At 62.4% G+C, this 19,300-nt stretch carries 19 protein-coding genes; 15 read left to right on the plus strand and 4 right to left on the minus strand.

Annotation, left to right across the window (positions count from 1 at the left end):
• The first annotated feature begins 52 nt into the window (after positions 1-52).
• From BUA54_RS05555 to BUA54_RS05580, 6 genes are all read left to right on the plus strand, one after another.
• Positions 53-379, plus strand: coding sequence for a hypothetical protein (locus BUA54_RS05555; protein ID WP_143155362.1), 327 nt, complete (start codon positions 53-55; stop codon positions 377-379).
• Positions 376-672: a hypothetical protein gene (locus tag BUA54_RS05560; RefSeq protein WP_072856252.1), complete on the plus strand. Its 297-nt coding sequence runs from the start codon at positions 376-378 to the stop codon at positions 670-672. Before BUA54_RS05555 ends, BUA54_RS05560 begins: the two co-directional genes overlap by 4 nt.
• Positions 673-764: 92 nt before the next feature.
• Entirely contained in the window at positions 765-1,433 is a 669-nt protein-coding gene (locus BUA54_RS05565; protein WP_072856253.1) for an NlpC/P60 family protein, read from the plus strand.
• 12 nt (positions 1,434-1,445) lie between these two features.
• The gene (locus BUA54_RS05570) at positions 1,446-1,793 is read left to right on the plus strand and encodes a ubiquitination-like system serine protease family protein (protein WP_072856254.1); all 348 of its coding nucleotides are present in this window, start codon (positions 1,446-1,448) and stop codon (positions 1,791-1,793) included.
• Positions 1,794-1,808: 15 nt separating this feature from the next.
• Positions 1,809-2,153 (plus strand): hypothetical protein, encoded by a 345-nt coding sequence (locus BUA54_RS05575; RefSeq protein WP_072856255.1) that lies wholly within the window; start codon positions 1,809-1,811, stop codon positions 2,151-2,153.
• 162 nt (positions 2,154-2,315) lie between these two features.
• Positions 2,316-6,536: a hypothetical protein gene (locus BUA54_RS05580; protein WP_072856256.1), complete on the plus strand. Its 4,221-nt coding sequence runs from the start codon at positions 2,316-2,318 to the stop codon at positions 6,534-6,536.
• A gap of 45 nt (positions 6,537-6,581) precedes the next feature.
• On the opposite strand, the gene BUA54_RS05585 is transcribed toward BUA54_RS05580, so the two are convergent.
• Positions 6,582-7,292: a VPLPA-CTERM sorting domain-containing protein gene (locus BUA54_RS05585; RefSeq protein WP_143155363.1), complete on the minus strand. Its 711-nt coding sequence runs from the start codon at positions 7,290-7,292 to the stop codon at positions 6,582-6,584.
• A gap of 101 nt (positions 7,293-7,393) precedes the next feature.
• On the opposite strand from BUA54_RS05585, the gene BUA54_RS05590 reads away from it, so the two are divergent.
• The gene (locus BUA54_RS05590; RefSeq protein ID WP_072856258.1) at positions 7,394-7,738 is read left to right on the plus strand and encodes a thermonuclease family protein; all 345 of its coding nucleotides are present in this window, start codon (positions 7,394-7,396) and stop codon (positions 7,736-7,738) included.
• Positions 7,739-7,766: 28 nt separating this feature from the next.
• On the opposite strand, the gene BUA54_RS05595 is transcribed toward BUA54_RS05590, so the two are convergent.
• From BUA54_RS05595 to BUA54_RS05605, 3 genes are all read right to left on the minus strand, one after another.
• Entirely contained in the window at positions 7,767-8,558 is a 792-nt protein-coding gene (locus BUA54_RS05595; RefSeq protein ID WP_072856259.1) for a sulfotransferase, read from the minus strand.
• An 88-nt stretch (positions 8,559-8,646) separates the two neighbouring features.
• On the minus strand, positions 8,647-8,946 hold the full coding sequence (locus tag BUA54_RS05600) for a hypothetical protein (RefSeq protein ID WP_072856260.1): 300 nt from the start codon (positions 8,944-8,946) through the stop codon (positions 8,647-8,649).
• A gap of 262 nt (positions 8,947-9,208) precedes the next feature.
• On the minus strand, positions 9,209-10,378 hold the full coding sequence (locus tag BUA54_RS05605; RefSeq protein ID WP_072856261.1) for a zinc-dependent alcohol dehydrogenase: 1,170 nt from the start codon (positions 10,376-10,378) through the stop codon (positions 9,209-9,211).
• Positions 10,379-10,700: 322 nt separating this feature from the next.
• Here BUA54_RS05605 and BUA54_RS05610 point away from each other — a divergent pair, with 322 nt between their 5' ends.
• The 8 genes from BUA54_RS05610 to gph all read left to right on the plus strand — a co-directional run bounded on the left by BUA54_RS05610 (position 10,701) and on the right by gph (position 19,247).
• Positions 10,701-12,815: a catalase gene (locus BUA54_RS05610; RefSeq protein WP_072856262.1), complete on the plus strand. Its 2,115-nt coding sequence runs from the start codon at positions 10,701-10,703 to the stop codon at positions 12,813-12,815.
• Positions 12,816-12,936: 121 nt separating this feature from the next.
• The gene (locus BUA54_RS05615; protein WP_072856263.1) at positions 12,937-15,258 is read left to right on the plus strand and encodes an FdhF/YdeP family oxidoreductase; all 2,322 of its coding nucleotides are present in this window, start codon (positions 12,937-12,939) and stop codon (positions 15,256-15,258) included.
• Positions 15,255-16,040, plus strand: a complete 786-nt coding sequence (gene fdhD / locus BUA54_RS05620) for a formate dehydrogenase accessory sulfurtransferase FdhD (protein WP_072856264.1) — start codon at positions 15,255-15,257, stop codon at positions 16,038-16,040. Before BUA54_RS05615 ends, fdhD begins: the two co-directional genes overlap by 4 nt.
• A gap of 158 nt (positions 16,041-16,198) precedes the next feature.
• A complete protein-coding gene (locus BUA54_RS05625; protein ID WP_084114148.1) occupies positions 16,199-16,627 on the plus strand; it encodes a DUF2383 domain-containing protein in 429 nt (142 codons plus the stop codon).
• An 86-nt stretch (positions 16,628-16,713) separates the two neighbouring features.
• Positions 16,714-16,878: a hypothetical protein gene (locus BUA54_RS21175; RefSeq protein WP_178352711.1), complete on the plus strand. Its 165-nt coding sequence runs from the start codon at positions 16,714-16,716 to the stop codon at positions 16,876-16,878.
• 246 nt (positions 16,879-17,124) lie between these two features.
• A complete protein-coding gene (locus tag BUA54_RS05630) occupies positions 17,125-17,646 on the plus strand; it encodes a gluconokinase (RefSeq protein WP_072856650.1) in 522 nt (173 codons plus the stop codon).
• A gap of 252 nt (positions 17,647-17,898) precedes the next feature.
• A complete protein-coding gene (gene rpe, locus BUA54_RS05640; RefSeq protein WP_072856267.1) occupies positions 17,899-18,579 on the plus strand; it encodes a ribulose-phosphate 3-epimerase in 681 nt (226 codons plus the stop codon).
• The gene (gene gph / locus BUA54_RS05645) at positions 18,579-19,247 is read left to right on the plus strand and encodes a phosphoglycolate phosphatase (protein WP_072856268.1); all 669 of its coding nucleotides are present in this window, start codon (positions 18,579-18,581) and stop codon (positions 19,245-19,247) included. Before rpe ends, gph begins: the two co-directional genes overlap by 1 nt.
• The last annotated feature ends 53 nt before the right edge of the window (positions 19,248-19,300 follow it).

The raw sequence follows: 19,300 nt of genomic DNA on the forward strand, positions 1-19,300 counted from the left end.
TCCGTACACGCGGCCCCAGTGCCAGTTTCAGCAAGCGCCGAGGTATCGATGCGTGAATGAGCCGACAATCCTGCAGGCGATCAAAACCCTCATGGGAAACTCACCTGAACATTTGAACGCCCTGATCATCAGCGGCGCCGGCGGAGCTTATGTCCGGGCTGTGTTTGCTCCTCAGAGCAGCTGGCGCAAACGGGCGCTTGAAGGCACTGCGGGTGCCGTCAGTGCGATCTTTCTGGGCGGCGTTCTGGGCCACCTGATCGACGCCATTACCGGCGCCGAAACATACGCCTATCTCGCCGGCGGCTTCATCATGGGCGAAGGCGGAATTGTCGCCGTGCAGGCCGTGCGGCGCAAATTTCTGGGAGATGAGGCCAAATGACGACGCTCTATCTTGCCAACCAAACCACATCGCTCTGCGTCGTAATTCTCTGCTGGTGGCTGGCCCATCAGTACAGCCGGGATGAGCCGCCTGGGCGCATGATAGCCGTCGGCTTCTCGCTGGTCGGGTTCTCAATCCTGATCACCGCTCTCGGCCGTGGCGTGAATACCATTAACGGCGCCGATATCGTCCCCTGGATGATCGTCGTTACCAAGCTCGCCACGATCTTCACATTCGTGGCCATCTCGATCCGGAGGCATCAGGTCAACGTCTCGAAGTACGGCGACCGGTAACAGATCGTGATCGCGGGCCATTCGATAGAATTCGGCTGATCGACCTTCCCCCTTCCCAGCATGAAAGGCCCCCGCCCGCGGGGTGTTTTGCCATGAGCTACAGCATCAAGGCCATCCAGGCGCGGCTGAATGAGATCGGCTTCGGCCCGCTTTTGGTCGACGGCCTGCAGGGCCCGCGCACCGACGCGGCCGTCACGGCCTTCAAGGCATCTGTCGGTCTCTGGCCGCGCCCCTACGTCGGCCCCCTCACATGGGCAGCCCTGAACAAGGCGCCGGACAGCAACATCCCGTGGCTGGCCGAGGCAATCAAGGTCAAGGGCCTGCACGAGGCCCGCGACCTAACGCAGCTGCGTCGCTGGTTCGACAAGTCGGTCTCCTGGATCGACCCCCGCGAGATCCCGTGGTGCGGTGCCTTTGTCGCCACCTGCCATCGGCTGGCCTCGCCGGGTATTGCAATCCCCGACAACCCGCTGGGTGCCCGCAATTGGGGCACCTTCGGGGTGCCCTGCGCGCCGACGCTGGGCGCTACGCTGACCTTCAGCCGGCCCGGGTCGAGCTGGTCCGGTCACGTCGGGTTCTACTGGGGCGAGGACAGCACCGCCTTTCACGTCCTCGGCGGCAACCAGTCCAACGCCGTCACGGTCACGCGCGTCGCCAAGACGCGCTTTCTGGAAAGCCGATGGCCCGCCGGTGCCCCCAACCCCAAGACCCGCGTGCTGCTGACGACCAGCGGCGCGCCCCTTTCCGCCAATGAAGCCTGAGGAGAATTCCAGATGGCTGCTTTAGGATCGAAACTGCGCACCGCAGAGGGCGGCTACCTGCTGTTCTGGTGCCCTGGGTGCGACGGGGCCCACATGGTCGGCGTCGGTGAGGGCTCCGGACCGCGCTGGGGCTACAACGGCAACCCGGTCGCGCCGACCTTCACGCCGTCGGTTCTTGTGCGAGGCAGCATGCCGATTACGGACGAGGAGCATGCGGTCATCATGGCGGGTGGCTCGGTCGTCACGGCGCCTCTGGTCTGCCATTCGTTCGTCGCCGGTGGCCGCATCCAATTCCTCGGCGACTGCACCCATGCACTTGCCGGGCAAACCGTCGACCTCCCTGATTTCGAAACGGCCTAAGGAGGGCCTGATACGATGAACCCCGATACCTTCAACGACATCCTGACCATCGTCCTGACGCTATTCGGCCTGATCGGCAGCTATGCGGCCGCGCGGGTCGCCCAGCGGACCGGCCTCGACATCGAGCAGACCCACATCGACCGGATCAAAGCTGCGGTGCAGAACGTGGCAATTGCGGCCATGGCCGACGGCCGGACCGACGCGGCCGAGATCACGCGACTCTCGCTCGCGTATCTCGCCAGGCATCTGCCCGATGCCGTTGGCAAAGTGAAGCCGTCCAGCGATGCAATCAGCACCATCGTCAAGGCGCAGATCGAGGCGTGGCCCATTGATCTGACGCCGCTAGACGCCCGAATGTGAACCTTGCCCCACGCCGGCCCGGTTCGCCGGTGACTTGACGCCAGCCCTCTCCCGGGCTGGCGTTCCTACAACGGAGGCACCCCATGATCCTCTTTTACGTACTCATTGGCGACATCCTGACGCTCGCCTGCATCGTCAAATTTTTCTTCTAGGAGATCGCGCATGGCACTCTTTTATGGCGACCTCCAAGTCGGCGGCGCACGCATCCCCACAGCCTTAACGGCACTGGCGAACGGCAATAAGCGCACCACCGCGAACGTGGGCGACAGCATTGACCTGCTGATCCCGTCGCTGGAAGGCACCTCTCCTATCGCGGTGACTATCTCCGTGACGGTGGGTGGGGTCGAGGTATCCACCTCGCTGCCCTACATCGTGCAGTCCGACGATCAGGGCAAAGACATCCAGATCATCCGCACCATCGCGGGTGTGTCGCTGGCGACGGATGTGGTTGTGGTAGCTGGTGTATCGGAAGTGCCGGTTATCCTGACCCACCAAGGTATCACATGGACGGTGTCTGACGCCACGTTTGGCGGATATGACATCGCTGGACGACCGTTCGTCGTGGTGCCTTCTGGTGTTGCGCAGGTGACGAGCGTATCGCCTGATATTGCTGTCGAGAACATCGCTGGCACAGATCGCACGATCAACGGGCTGATGCTGAACCCCACGCGGACATCTGCATCTAATGCGCCGCATGGACTGGACAGCCGAGAGGCTGGCTACGACGCAGCATTGCTGGCAGGGACTTTTCCGCTTGATGTCGCATCTGGTGACACGCTTATGAAAGTGGTCTCTGACACAACCAGCACATCGACCCGCGTCGGGGCGTTCACATCGGTTTCGTGCCTGCACGTTCTGTCCGAGGTCCCAACGGGGTCTTTCGTCCTCGGCTCGACGGTGAAATGGGATGGGAAAAACACTCCTGCGTTTTATCCTGTCGTTGACCTCGATGCTTGGTATGCGGGAAAGGCGACCTATACTGCGCCTGCTTCAATGCCGCCTTACGCAGATATTTTCGATTGCGTAGGCAAGGCTGCGCCGACGCTTTCCTTACGGTCTGCAACGAGCAGCAGCGGTTACGAGCGGTTCCAGCCGTTCGGCCTGTCCGGTGACATCACCCCAGATGGCGGCTATGGCCTTTACCTTGGGCAGATGTTCGGTGCCGCAATGATGGGCACTGCGGTCACGGCTTACACCGAGGCGCAAACGAAAACTCTGGCCGCGCATATAATTGCTCATGGCATAGAAAATGGCGAGCCGCGTCGATACGGGCCGTTTAATGGGTTTCCTGACGGCGCACACGAGCAGTATGTGCAAGGACCGTACGCATTCGCTCTCGGGATGACTGGTCGTGCAGCCGAAATCCCGAACATCATGTCGGTTTGCCCCGGCAACTGGAGCCAAGCGTTCCTTATCACGCAAGACATGCTGACGAATGACTTTGTGCGACACACCGATGTCAATAAGCCGTTCCTCTGGCGTGAGCGCACGCTCGGGGCGCAGCCGGGAGGCAATGTTGTCACGCTTCCGCTGGTTAACAATGGCAGCACGGCATCCGGCGATTACTATCAGACAAACATTCCGGCAGGCGCGCGGGTCATCCGTGTGTCTGACGGGACGGAGGCCATCGTCGCAGCCGTCACAGGCTTGGGATCACCCGGCACCACCAGCATTGACGTCACGCTTACGGCGGCGTCGCCTTTTGTGTCCGGTGATACTGTTTACATGGTCCCTGCCGATGCAGACTTTCCGGTGCTGGGTGAATATGACTGGACGATCCGTGGTTACACGGCAACCCGTAAGCAGATGTTCACGCCCGACGCAACAACCGAATATCGTTCCTTGAACGGGTCGTGGCTCTCGCACATCCTCTCGCTGGGAATGCTGGGGTTTTACGATGAAAGCATGAATGTCCCGCGCGGATATGTTGAGCGTGTCATGACGCCAAATGACCCATCTGCGGCCAATGACTATTTCTACAACTTCACCGGCTTCACCTACCTTGGAACGCAATACCCCTTTGCCACCGAGGCATTTGACCTGCACTGGAATAACGTGTTTCCACCGCTTGAACCTCCCGTCGATATGGCAGCAGCGACGACCTCAATGCGGATGCCGCGCGCCAATAACGTGCTAGCGTCGGAGACAGACGAAAGGCAGTCGCTTCTGCAGCAGTCGTTCGCCAACAACATGTTTGTCAGCGGCACCGGCAACGAAAAAGCGTTCTTCGCGATTGTCCGCCTGCCGAAAGAACAGCGGGCATTTAGCCGGACTATTCAGCTTGTTGACGTGCTGACTGACTCATCGCGCTTTCTGAATATTCAGTATTACGGCGAAGCTGCGGGCAGCGGAACGACGCGCGGGAGGTTCGGTGCAAAATCAGGAGGTGGCTCGCCTGCCACAATATACTCCCAACCGTGGACCGAAGATTCAGCATTGCTGGTGTATCGACGTGCGGCGTCAGGCAACATGGTTTTAGATTGGTATAGCCTGATCGATGGGACGAAGTATGCGGGGGCCGAGGGTGGGAATTACCAAGCCGTCAACTCCGCTTCGACCGCGCAGACGTGGGGCGTCGGCGGCGTCCGCGCCCCGGTTGCTGGCGACGGCTTAAATTGGCCCGGAGACATATCGGCCATCGGCTATGTGGACAGCACAACTGCGGCGGGCGATGCGCTAAACGATGCGGCATGGTCCGACATCGCCAAAGGCAAGCCTTTGTCCGCAGCCCTGCCTATTGCAAGCACGCTTTGGGTCCGAGAGTTTACGGGAACCACTGCTGGACTGGCAAAGCCTGCATGGGCAACGGGCGACGTGTCCGTTCCAATGACCGTCTCCGGTGCGGCCCCCCTCAAGCCGGGTGGCGACTTCCGCAAGCAGGGTCTAACCGACTTCATGGTGTTGAACCCTTCCAGCCCTGTTGATGGGGATGTGTGGTCGATCCTGAATGGGGCAACCGTCACGCTGTCCGGCACTTGCTCCGGCCGCACTGGCAACGCAGAAGTGCGGATGCTGAACCCTGACGGCACCACCTCGCTTGATTGGACGGTTATCAGCCCAATTTCTGGCGGTGCCTTTAGTGGCACGGTAGCGGTTCCTGCCTCGACGGCAGGTTGGGTCGCACTGCAAATCAGGTCCAGCAATCAGCCCACCAAGATCACGAACTTCCGTGACAAGGTGGGTGCGGGCTTGAACGTGGTAGAGCTGGGGCAGTCGCAACGGCAGCGTATGCTCGCCAGCGTTGGCTTGGACCTTTCGTTCCCGCAGAAAAACACTGCGTCCTATGTGACAACGGACTTGGTGTCTGGCCCGAACACAACCCCGATGCAGCAAAACCTTCTAACGCGTGCAACCGCGAGCGATGGAACGCGCGCGCTGGTAAATCAGATCCGAGCGTTCTGGCCTAGTCTGCCCATTCGCATCATTGATGGCGCGGTCAACGGCACTGGCCCGATCCAGCTTATGCAGGACAGTAACGCCGCCCGAAGCTGGGCCGAACTGCAAACGAAGATCGACAGAGTGGGCGGAAAGCTCGATGCAATCGTGATGAACTGGGCCACGACAGAGTGGCGGGCGGTCAGCAATGGGATTGGTGAGGGCGATGTCGTATTCGAGGCGCTCATGCTTGGCTCTGGCCCAGCATGGGACGCCCTTGTTGCCGCTAACGGCGGGACGGCGGGACTTCACAGCTTCGGCTCTTATGTCGCTGCCGGCGCAAAGGTCATTCTTGAACCTGCAACACGCTATTCGTCACCCCTGATAAACGGTGACGTGCACAGCCCGACACGCCTTAATCAGATCAACATGGCAAATACGAAGGGGTGGACGGTCGGCCCGCCGATCTCGGACTTTGCGATTCAAGCATTCGGAACCGACCTCAACGGCCCCCATCAGGACGCGGCAAAGCAAGGCAACCGCCGCATGGGTGCTCGCTCGGCAATCGGCATCGCGCGTGCGTTTGGGAGGGACAGTTCGACCAACCCCTACTTCACCACCGTTGTCCGTAGCGGCGGAACACTGACGGTTTCAGTTGCCCTTCCAAACGGCGGCACACTCTCATCGCCCGCCCCAACTGCCCTCCGCAACTGGCAGGTTGACGATGGCGGCTCGGGTACGTTTGTTAGCACCGGATTCACCGCCGCAATATCTGGAAACACGGTTATCCTAACAAAGACCTCAGGTAGCTGGGCTGCGGGAACAAAGGTCAAGTATCTGGCTAACGGTGAACCTCGCGCAGACAGTGATGGGGCTGCGGAGGATGCGATTGTCGCCGGGATGCTCTACGAGACATGGGGGCCAAGCACCCTTGAAGTTGGCCTCCCTGTCATGGGGTCTTTGTCCGGCGGAAAGTGGGTCAGCTTCTACGAGGCGACAGCAGGATAAGAATAGCCCGCCCGTTCACACTCGGGCGGGCAATGTAATCATGGTCTACTGTTTTTTCCGACTGCGGCGCATCATGGCGATAAAACCAAGACTCCCGAACAGCAGGGGGAGTGACGCGGGTAAAGGTACGGGTGATACATCAGGAAGCGTGCCGCTTACGGTCCACTTTCCAGGCAACGAAGTTCCCTCAATCATTAAAACACCATCAGGCAAATCAAAGTCTATCGAGTAATCATTTCCGTACGAACTGAAACCCATATCTGGATTGTCATTAAACCATATGAAATTCCAGTCGGTTACGCTATAGTCGTCTGCTAAGTTAAAATACCCTTGAATACTTGATGTTGCATCCGTAATTGCGGTAATCCAAGGCCTCTTGCGATCCAATTCGTTGGCACCAGCATCAAACTGTACCCCTTTGTCTCGAAGGTCGAAGGGCAACTGGTCTGTGTCTATTTCTATAAAGAAGTCATACCTTTCTTTTTCCACGTAACTCTCTACGAATGTAGGGTTCTCGAAATTCGAGTCGTAGCGCGTTACGATTATATCAAATAACGGGTTTGTCAGATCATACCGAAGTACCTCAGCATTCGCCGCCCCCGCCGCCAGCACCATCGCCGCAGCCATCGCAAACATCTTCATCGTTCCGTCTCCCGTTGGTTGACGTAACGCTAGGGCTACTCTGCCGATTCGGGAAAGTGGCAAAATCATGGCGGACGGATATTCCTGCGACAGATCAACATCCTGAACGACCATCTAATCCGCGCCGGATCTTGAACCTTCTGCCGTACCGGCCCACCATGCCCGTCGTCGCCTAACCGCGGCGACGGGCCTTTTTGTCGTTTCAGGAGCATCGTTTGACCTGCCTTACCATCATCGCAATCACCGCGGCCATGATCATCGACGGCGACACCGTTCGCCTGCCGGGCGAGAATGCCCGGCTGACGCGGGCCGGCGATGCTCCGTTCGATGCTCCGGAGACCTGGCGGCCCGACTGCCGATCGGAGGCGCGTCTGGGCGCACAGGCGACTGGCGTCGTCCGCTCGATGATGCCGGGCGAGCTCTGCATCATCGGATACGGCGCTGGCGGCTACGGCCGCCATCTGGCCGTCCTCTACGGCGAGGACGGGCGCGACGTTGGACAGGCGCTGTTGGACATGGGGCTGGCACAGCCGGCAATGTCCTACGACTGGTGCCGGTAACTGGCGCAGCTTGCCAATTCCTACCAGCTCAAGATGTCTTAACCGGCTCTTGGTAATTTTCGTCAAGCCAAGCAGAAAGTTTCAAGCCGGTGAGTTTTTCTGTTTTTACAATATCGCGCCGGAACCGCTTGTTCAGGCGCATAGTGGTATCGCGCCACTCTCCGGTGACATGCCTGGAATCCACCGGGACTATATATTTCTGCGCTTGATCGCTGGGACGATAGTTGCCAATGGCAACACCCAAGAAATCAAAAATCTTGTTTAAGGTCCCGACTTCATCGAGCCAAAGCTCATCTGAGGTGAGGAAAAGAACTTGCTTGCGTGGGAACAAGCTGAGCAATCGACTTATCTGGTAGGAATAGTAAGACCGTTCCACGTAGGAATAGACACGGTGCACTCCCCCACGAGCTAAGCGGACACGGCTTCTGCCAAGCAGGGATACCGCCTGAGAAAATGATTTTTGCTCCGCGTTACGGGCTGTCTCCATCTTCCACGCTGAGAGTGCGCGGTATGTTGGGTGTCGCAGAATTATAATGATCCGCGCCATCGGATTGTATTCGCAAAGACGTTGCATCGCGTTTGGCCAATATAGGTAGATCGGTGTTGCTTCACCGAAAATCTTGGATTGGCTAAAGTCGAAGTGCGCGTGCAGCTGCTCGTAGGGCGGATTCGACCAGTCGTAATCTTCGCAATCAAAAAAATGGATCTCTTTTAGACCCGACAAGAACAATTGTGGATGGGAACTTAATTTGAACTGCAGCGCTGTCGTACCGCCCTTCTGAGTTCCGGCAATAAAGAAGTCTACTTTTTTCTCAATCATTCATAGGTCCTATAAGCTCTCCGGAGCTTCGTGGTCGACGACGCGAAGGTAAGTGTTGCGCCCGCATCTCTGCGGCGTGGCATCCAATTCACCGATACGAACCGTCAGTCAAGGACGGGGGTGGCACGAACCCCGCGGCGAGTTCTAGCTTTGGAAAGGCCTTCAGGAACGTCTGCGCATCGTCGATCGACATGAAGTGGTAGGCCGTAGCATTCATGCCGGCCGCCGTTGCTGGTCCGTAGCCGTAGCAATCGACGCCGAGGTTGGCCCTTAGCCAGACGTCCATCTCAACTAACATCGTGCCAAGGCCGGTCGGCGGGATGCGCACCTTGACCCGTATCGGAAATTTATGGTCCGCGCCGTTGGCGTCTCTACTGCGTCGTGCCATCCATTCCTCTAAATTAGAAACCGGTTGCTAGTTCATCATGCTGTAGATGATGACCGTCCCGCCTGGCCAATGCCAGGCGGGACGGTTTTTTCGTTTCTACACGGCGATCTTGATAAGGGGGAAATGATCGTGTCGCCCCCACGCCACCACCGTTTCCCATGCGATAGGCGACAGGACCGACGGCCCCGCATCGGCGCTGGCAGGCGGCCGGTCGTGACGTTGCGGGCCCCGCCATCCGACAGGGCCCTGCAGTCGCCCGCGATCAGGGTGTCAGCACGACCTTCACGCAGTCGTCCTTCTTGTCGCGGAACTGCTTGTAAAGGTCAGGACCATCGGCGAGCGACCCCCGGTGCGTGATCAGGAACGTCGGATCGATGCGGCCTTCCTGAATATGCTCCAGCAGCTTCGGCGCATGCTGCATGACATGCGTCTGTCCCATGCGAAACGTCAGGGCCTTGGCGAAGGCAGAGCCGATCGGAAACTTATCGACAATGGCGGCATAGACTCCGGGGATCGACACGATACCGCCCTTGCGGCAGCACATGATCGCCTCGCGCAGGACGTGGGGCCGTCCGGTTTCCTGAAACGTCGCCGTCTTGACCTTGTCATAGACCGTGTCGATGACGCCCGTGCCATGCGCTTCCAGACCGACGGCATCGATCACCTTGTCGGGCAGCATGCCGTTCGTCAGTTCCATCAGTGCGTCGTAAGGCTTCACCTGCGACCGGTCGATGACCTCCGCCCCATTCTCTGCCGCAAGCTTCAGCCGCTCCGGCACGTCGTCGATGACGAAGACACGTTCCGCCCCCAGCAATTTGCAGGACTTGAGCGTGAACAGACCCACCGGGCCGGCGCCCCAGATCGCCACGACGCTGCCGGGACCGACCTCGGCGTTCACCGCGGCCTGATAGCCGGTCGGAAAGATGTCGGACAGGAACAGCACCTGTTCGTCGGTCAGCCCGTCGGGCACCTTCAGGTGTGTCGCATCCGCAAAGGGGATGCGCACGTATTCCGCCTGTCCCCCGGCATAGCCGCCGTAAAGGTGGGAAAAGCCGAACAGGCCGGCGCCGGCCTGACCGGTGATCAGCGCCAGCTTTTCGGCGTCCGGATTGGATTCGTCGCACAAGGAAAACTGCTTGGTCTTGCACCAGTGGCAATGGCCGCAGTTGATGGTGAAGGGGACCACGACGCGGTCGCCCTTCTTGAGGTTGCCGACGCCGGAGCCGACGTCCTCTACGATCCCCATGAACTCGTGACCCATGATGTCGCCGGATTTCATTTCAGGCATGAACCCGTCGAACATATGAAGGTCAGAGCCGCAGATCGCGGTGGATGTCACCCGGAGGATGGCATCGCCGGGATCGCCGATGACCGGGTCCGGATGGGTGTCGACGCGAAAATCGCCGGTCCCGTGGTATGTGACTGCACGCATGGCCGATCCTGACATTTTATGAATTTCGGTGTGAGGAGGTAACGCCCCGCGCAACCCGGGGTTCCTGACCACACGGGCACCGCGACCGCATAGAGCGGCCTTTGGTCCAATGAATTGCCATAGAACAAGATTGTCGCGGCGCGGGCTGGTGCACTCTGCAACCACGACCCAAACTGCGTTTACTTCGCTTCGATTTGATCGGAATTCGGGCGAACCTGACGCCCCCCGGTGGAACGATCATTTGTCTGCGGTGTTGATGATTTACGAAAACGTGATCGCTGCGGCCGTCCGTTTCATATCACCCGTAGAAAGAGCCTCCGTCATGGATCAAGCCATACCGTCAAACACGCCGTCGGCCGACACCCAGTCCACCGATGAAACCGTCGAACGGGACCGCCACCCCGGCACCGGCGGAGAGACACAGCAGCGGCCCGAAAAAGGCGCCGAGCGCCTGACGACTGCGCAGGGCATCCCGGTGTCCGATAACCAGAACACCCTGAAGGCCGGGCCGCGCGGCCCGTCGCTTCTCGAAGACTTCCATTTCCGCGAAAAGATTTTCCACTTCGACCACGAGCGGATTCCAGAACGTGTGGTCCACGCCCGCGGCTACGGCGCCCACGGCTATTTCGAGACGACGGACGCCATTCCCGACCTGACGGCGGCTCACCTCTTTCAGGAGAAGGGGCGGCGGGTGCCCGTCTTTGCCCGCTTCTCGACCGTGGCCGGCAACATGGGCTCGCCCGACCTCGCCCGCGACGTGCGCGGCTTTGCGGTGAAGTTCTACACCGAGGACGGTAACTGGGACCTCGTCGGCAACAACATCCCCGTCTTCTTCATTCAGGACGCGATGAAGTTTCCCGACCTGATCCACGCGGCAAAGCAGGAACCCGATCGCGGCTTCCCGCAGGCGCAGACGGCGCACGACAACTTCTGGGATTTCATCTCTCTCATGCCGGAAGCGATGCACATGGTCATGTGGACCATGTCCGACCGCGCAATTCCCCGGTCCCTGCGGACCATGGAAGGCTTCGGCGTCCACACGTTCCGGTTCGTGAACGCGGACGGCAAGGGGCACTTCGTCAAGTTCCACTGGAAGCCGAAGGCCGGCCTGCAGTCGGTCCTGTGGGACGAGGCCGTCAAGATCAACGGCGCCGATCCCGACTTTCACCGCCGCGACATCTGGAACGCGATCGAGATGGGCGACTTTCCCGAATGGGAACTGGGCGTGCAGGTCTTCGATGACGACTTCGCCGACAGCTTCGAGTTCGACATCCTCGATGCAACCAAGCTGATCCCGGAAGAGCAGGTTCCCGTGCGGATCATCGGCCGGATGGTGCTGGACCGCCGCGTCGACAACTTCTTTGCGGAAACCGAACAGGTCGCCTTCTGCACGCAAAACATCGTGCCGGGCATCGACTTTACCAACGATCCGCTGCTGCAGGGGCGCAACTTTTCCTACCTCGACACGCAGACGAAGCGACTGGGCGGGCCAAACTTCACCCATATCCCGATCAACGCGCCGCGCTGCCCGATGCACCATTTCCAGCAGGACGGCCACATGGCCATGCACAATCCCAAGGGGCGTGCCAACTATGAACCGAACGGCTGGGCGCAGGGCGGCCCCCGCGCCGATCCGAAGGCCGGTTTCCGGTCCTTCCCGGAGGAGGTCGAGGGCGAGAAGCGGAAGGTCCGCAGCGAGACCTTTGCCGATCACTACAGCCAGGCGCGGCAGTTCTACATCAGCCAGACCGCGGTCGAGCAGGATCACATGGCCGACGCCCTCGTCTTCGAACTGTCGAAGGTCGTGGTGCCTGAGATCCGCGAGCGGATGGTGGCCCACCTGCCGCATATCGACGCCGATCTGGCACGCAAGGTGGCCGATGGTCTGGGGCTGGACGGTGTGCCGAAGGCGCATGAACCGGCGCGCCAGCCGATCACCGACCTGCCCGCGTCGGACGCGCTGTCCATCCTCAAGAACGGGCCTGACAACTTTGCCGGGCGCAAGATGGGCATTCTGGTGACCGACGGCATCGACGACGCCGCCCTCGACGGTCTGAAGGACGCCGTGACGGAGGCCGGAGGCATCGTCGAGATCGTCGCCCAGAAGGTCGGCGGCGTCGTGACGGCCGGCGGCAAGCGGGTGCCCGCGGACCAGAAGATCGACGGCGCGCCGTCCGTTCTTTATGACGCCGTGGCCATTCTGGCCACCGCCGACGGGGCAAAGGCGCTGGCGGAACTGCATCCGGCCCGCACCTTCCTCGCGGACGCCTTCGCGCACGCCAAGTTCATCGGCCACACGCAGGAGGCGGAGCCGTTGATAAAGGCGGCGGGCGTCAAGCCCGACGACGGCATGATGGCGCTTGGTGCGGCCAAGGACGCGAAGGCCTTCGTGAAGGCCTGCGGCGCCCTGCGGTTCTGGACGCGCATGGAAAAGTAAGGCCACCGGCTGCCGCGCCCCACCGGGCGCGGCAGCCCCTTTGCGACACCGGAACCGGCGGCGGTTCACCGTCGTTCATCCCGAACATCACGACGGCACAGACCTGAAGGATAGCGCGCTCATGGCCACGTCTCCGGACCGATCCGACACCGACCGTCCCGCCCATGACGCGACCGATCAGGATCCGGACACGCCCTTCGATCACTATGCCGCCGGGGGATGGGGATCGCTGCGGGGCGTGTCCGAGGCCTTTGGCGAATCCAGCAGTTCCACCCGCGCGCTGAAGATCCTGTCGAAGCTGAACAAGCCCGGCGGCGTGATGTGTTCGTCCTGCGCCTGGGCCAAGCCTGCCAAGCCCCAGACCTTCGAGTTCTGCGAGAACGGCGCAAAAGCGACGCTGTGGGAACTCGACACCCGCCGTGCGGATGCGGCGTTCTTTGCCGCGCATCCGCTTGCCGATCTGCGCGAAATGCACGACCACGACCTTGAAAAGACGGGACGTCTGACCGACCCGCTGCGCTACGATCCCGACAGCGACACCTATCAGCCCGTCAGCTGGGATGACGCCTATGCCGACATCGGCGCAGAATTGCGGGCGATGACCCCGCGCGAGGCGGTGTTCTATGCTTCCGGCCACGCAGGGCTGGAGGCGTCCTACCTCTACGCGCTGTTCGCCCGGGCGATGGGGCACCAGAACCTGCCGCAGTCGTCCAACATGTGCCACGAGACGACGAGCGTGAACCTGCAGACCTTCATCGGGACGCCGGTCGGCACCTGCACACTGGAAGACTTCGACCAGTGCGATGCGATCTTCTTCTTCGGGCAGAACACCGGCACCAACAGCCCGCGTTTCCTGCACGTGCTGAAGGACGCGGTGAAGCGCGGCTGCCGGATCGTCACCTTCAACCCCGTGCGCGAACGGGGGCTGATCGAATTCGTCGATCCGCAGAACCCGATCCAGATGACCGTGGGATCGGCCACGCAGATCTCCGAGAAATACTATCAGGTGCGGCCCGGCGGCGATATCGCGGCGATCGCCGGCCTGATGAAATGCGTTCTGGATGCAGAAGATGCCGCGCCGGGCACGGTGATCGACCACGCCTTCATCGCCAGCGACACCACCGGGTTCGAGGAGACCGCGGCGGCGGTCCGTGCGATGGATTGGGCCGACATCGAACGGAATGCCGGCCTGTCGCGCGACATGATCGCAGAGGCCGCCGAGATCTACCTTGGCGCGAAGAACGCCATCGGCATCTACGGTATGGGGCTGACGCAACACGTGAACGGCTGGCTGAACCTCGGCATGCTGTGCAACCTGCTGCTGATGCGCGGCAACATCGGCCGACCGGGGACCGGCATCTCTCCGGTGCGGGGACATTCCAACGTGCAGGGCCAGCGCACGGTCGGTATCGGCGAAAAGTCGTCGCACATGCCTGCGGACAAGCTGCGGGAGCTGTTCGACATCGACCCGCCCGCGGGAGAGGGTCTGAACGCGGTGCACGCCTGCGAGGGCATCCTCGACGGCCGCGTGAAGGCGATGGTCCTGCTGGGGGGCAATCTGGTCCGCGCCCTGCCCGACCGCGACCGGATGGAACGGGCCTGGCCCCGCCTGCGGCTGACCGTCAACATCGCGACCAAGCTGAACCGCACGCATCTGACGCCCGGGCAGGTGTCCTATCTGCTGCCCTGTCTGGGGCGGACGGACGAGGACGTGCAGGCCAGCGGCCCGCAGGCGGTGTCGATGGAGGATTCGCTGTCGCACATCTATGGCTCGATCGGCACCGCATCGCCACCCGGGCCGAAGGTGCAGTCGGAAACCGCCATTGTCGCGCGGATCGCCAAGGCGACGCTGGACCCCAATCCAAAGCTGACGTGGGACGACTGGATCGGCAACTACGACCTGATCCGCGACCTGATCGCGCAGACCTTTCCCGACAAGTTCGCCGACTTCAACGACAGGCTGTTCGAGCCCGGCGGGTTCTACAGGGGCAACCCGGCGCGAGAGCGTGTCTGGAAGACCGAAAGCGGCAAGGCGCAGTTCACGCCGCCGACGACTTTGTCGGCACTGGGCGAGGAAACCACCGCCGATGGCAAGATCATGACGCTGGTCACCCTGCGGTCGAACGACCAGTTCAACACGACGATCTACGGCTTTTCCGACCGGCTGCGCGGGCTGGAGGGTAGCCGCGAGATCGTCCTCATCAACCGTGACGAGATGGCGAGGCTTGGATTGGCGGAGGGCCAGAAGGTCAGTCTTGTCTGCGCCATCGACGACGGACATGCGCGCCGGGTCGATGACCTGACGGTGACGCCCTACGACCTGCCGGCGGGCTGCATCGCGGGCTATTACCCCGAGCTCAATCCGCTGGTGCCGCTGAGCTATCACGAAAAGAATTCCCAGACGCCGGCCTACAAGGGCACCCCGGTGGAGATCGTGGCATGACCGTTCAGGGCGCGCGCTTTCCCGTCGGGCACCCGATGACCGCCCAGCCCCCGCTGGTCAGCGAGCGGCCCGTGGCCATCGTCTGCAACGCGGTGACGCTTGGCGTGATGATGGCCAGCCCCACCGATCTGGAGGATTTCGCGCTGGGCTTCGCCGTGACCGAAGGCGTGATCCACGACCCGTCGGAGCTGCGCGAGATCGAGATCGTCGACCACGCGAACGGCACCGAGGCGCGGCTGTGGCTGTCCCCCGCGGCGGCGGTGCGGGCCGCGGCCCGGCACCGGGCGATGACAGGACCGGTGGGTTGCGGTCTGTGCGGGATCGACAGTCTGGACAAGGTGGACCGCCCCTTGCCGCCGCTGTCCGCGCATGCCGTGACCCTGACCCGGGCAGAGGCCTGTGCCGCGCCGGACCTGCTGCGGCTGCGGCAACCGGAACACGATCGAACCCGCGGCTGCCACGCCGCGGGCTTTCTGATCCCCGGGCGCGGCATCGTGCTCGCCCGCGAGGACGTCGGACGCCACAACGCGCTCGACAAGCTGGCCGGCGCCTTGGTCAAATCCGGCCTGACGCCGGCATCCGGTGCTGTGGTCCTCACCTCCCGCGTCTCGACGGAAATGGTGCAGAAGGCAGTGATGATGGGCGCGGCCACGGTGATCGCCGTATCGACCGCGACGGACTATGCCGTGCGTCTAGCCGACCGCGCCGATCTCACCCTGATCACCCGCGTCCGCGACGGGCATTGCGAGGTCCTGTCGGCCCCCCACCGTCTGCTGTCCTGACGGACCCGCGCCCCCGGCCGCATGGCAAAGACCCGCCGGGGAAGTTAACCCAATTCGGTAGAACACGATTATTGCGCAGCGCCGCGGAAACTGCCGGAACTTCGCCTGCCATCTTACGTTAGCCAGCAATCCACTGACATCTCATCGAGGGTAGACCGATGCCTACAGATACACGTCACGTGCTGCATACCATCCACACCGCCACCAACGATATCCTGTCGGGCTACGACACGATGGTCGAACGGGCAGAACCCGAGATCCTTCCGACCGTCCGGGATCTGCAGCGCATGCACCGCGAGCATGCGGCCGCGCAGGCGAACTGGCTGTCGCGGTTCGCCGAGTCCGGCGAGGATGACGAGTCCTTTCAAGGCTCCGTCAATCAGGCTGTCGTGACGATCAGGGACTGGATCACCGGGCTGGATGAAAACGCGCTTTCCGCGGTGCGCGATGGCGAACAGAAGCTGCTGGACGTCTACGATTCCACGATGACCGACTGGACCGTCGACGGCGATGCCGACATCTCTGACGGCCTGACCAGGCAGTTCGCCGAGATCGAGGACAAGGTCGCCGCGTTGCCGGAGCGCTGACGGAAAGACCCGGATCCGGTCAAGACGTGGCGGGGAACGGAAACGAAGCCGACGATTTCATGAACTCAGACACAAGGAACTCTGGAATGGACTTCAATTTCCTGCTGCCGCTTCTCGCGATGTTCACCTTGCTCGGGGCGCTGATTTTCTCTCTGGTCAACAAGAAGCAGACCGAGGATCGCAAGAAGGACCGCACCGCGCCCGCAAGCAGTCTGGCCGTCGACGGCAACCCGCATACCAAGGTGGACTGACAGCGATACGGCCCGCGTCGCACCTGTGAAGGCAGGAACGCCACCCCTTCGGGCGGCGTTTTCGTGTCCGGGCGGTGGGCGACAGGACGCGGGCGATTGCCCCGATGGTCGCGCGCGACCGCCGCGCGGTTGTTGAAACCGCCAAAGAGGGTGCTATCACTGATGGACGCGCCGTCAGTCCTGACGCCGCAGCGAAACGCGGGCCAGAAGGCCTCGGAAGGGGACCGGATGACGGAAGATGTGCCCATGATACTGGTCATGGGAGCATGCGGTGTCGGCAAGTCGACCATCGCGCGGGGTCTGGCGGACCGCATGTCCGCGCGCTTCATCGAGGCCGACGACTTTCATCCCGCCGACAACAAGGCACTGATGGCGCAGGGCATTCCGCTGACCGACGACAACCGTTGGCCATGGCTCGACGCCATCGCCGCCGATGCGCAATCCCGACCCGGCCTGTCGGTGCTGGCCTGCTCTGCCCTGCGCCGGGTCTATCGCGACCGGCTGCGCCTGACCTGCAGACCGATGCCGATCATACATCTGCATGCGGACGCCGACCTGCTGAAGGCGCGCGTCGCCGCACGGCGGGATCACTACATGCCCCCGTCGCTGGTCCAAAGCCAGCTGGACACGCTGGAACCGCCGACAGAGGACGAGATGGCCTGCATCCTGCCGGCCTTCGACACGCCCGCGGACATCGTGGCGCGGGCCAGCGGCTTCGTCATCCGACACCTCGATCGTGCATCGATCCCGGCGGCGGTCAGGGACTGAACACCCCGCGGGTCAAGGGTCGCATTGCCGGCCTGCCGCGTCTGCGAACTTGCCGGACTTCTTGCTGCGCCGACGCTTTCCCCGTCCGCCGATCATCGGCCTGCCTGCCTTTGGCGCCGAGGCTGCCGGATCGGCCTGCGACGCCGGCCGACTGCGCCCCTTCGATACGAAGACGTTGGAATCCCCGTGCTGCCCGCGCTATGACGCCGGCGGCACCGCGCCTTCGGCGGGCCGCAGCAAGGAGAGTGCCCGATGACCTTCGACCGCAGCCTCAAGATCGCGCCGTCGATCCTGTCCGCCGACTTCGCCGATTTCGGGCGAGAGATCCGCGCGATCGAGGATCAGGGCGCAGACTGGGTCCATGTCGACGTGATGGACGGGCATTTCGTGCCGAACCTGACCTTTGGCCCGCCCGCGGTGAAGGCGTTCCGCAAGCACGTGACGACGGTCATGGACGTGCATCTGATGATCTCTCCCGTCGATGCCTATATCGATGCCTATGCCGAGGCGGGCGCAGACATGCTGACCGCCCATGTCGAGGCGGGGCCCCATATCCACCGCACCCTGCAGGCGATCCGGGCGGTGGGGATGAAGGCAGGCGTCGCCCTCAACCCCGGCACCCCGGCCGAGGCCGTGACCGACCTGCTGGATGTGGCCGACATGGTGCTGGTGATGACGGTGAACCCCGGCTTCGGCGGCCAGAAATTCCTTGACATGACGGCCAAGATCGCCCGCGTTCGCGACATGATCGGCGACCGCGAGGTGCATATCCAGGTGGACGGCGGCGTCGATCCGACGACCGCCCCGCTGGTCGTGGCGGCGGGCGCCGATGTGCTGGTCGCGGGGTCGGCGGTGTTCCGGGGCGGGTCGGTGGACGCGGCCCACGTCTATGGCGAGAACATGCGCGCGATCCGCGCCGCCGTGCAGGGCTGATGGCACGCATCGTCTTCGACCTCGACGGCACGCTGATCGACAGCGCCCCCGATATCCGGGCCGTCGCCAACGCGGTGCTGGCGGACGAAAATCTGCCCCCCCTGACCATAGCCGAAACGCGGGACTTCATCGGCGACGGCACGCCCGTCTTCGTGCAACGGATGCGGGCGGCGCGGGGCCTGCCGGAGGCCGATCAGGACAGGCTGCTGTCAGCCTTCATGGCGCGCTACGACGGGGCGGTGGCGCTCAGCCGGGTCTATCCGGGCGCGACCGAGGCGCTGACCTCGCTGCGGGCGGCGGGGCATAGTCTTGGTCTGTGCACCAACAAGCCGCTGGCGCCCACCCGCCGGGTGCTGGATCACTTCGGGCTTGCTACCTTCTTCGCCACGGTCTGGGGCGGCGACAGCTTAACCGTGCGCAAGCCCGACCCCGCGCCGCTGCACGCCGCCTTCGCGGCCCTGCCAGATGGCCCGCGGCTTTATGTCGGGGACAGCGACGTCGATGCGGAATCGGCAGAGCGGGCGCAGGTGCCGTTCCTGCTGCACACCGAAGGCTACCGCAAGGGCGACATCGCCACCCTGCGCCACCGGGCCGCGTTCGGACATTTCGCAGACCTGCCAGCGCTGGTGACGCGCTGCGTCGCAGAGGACGCACCGCCGGGCCCTTAGTCCGGGCTGCCTGCGAAAATCTGCGAGGGACGCTTGCAACCGGCCCCGGCCCC

Source organism: Loktanella atrilutea (assembly GCF_900128995.1).
Taxonomy (GTDB): Bacteria; Pseudomonadota; Alphaproteobacteria; order Rhodobacterales; family Rhodobacteraceae; genus Loktanella; species Loktanella atrilutea.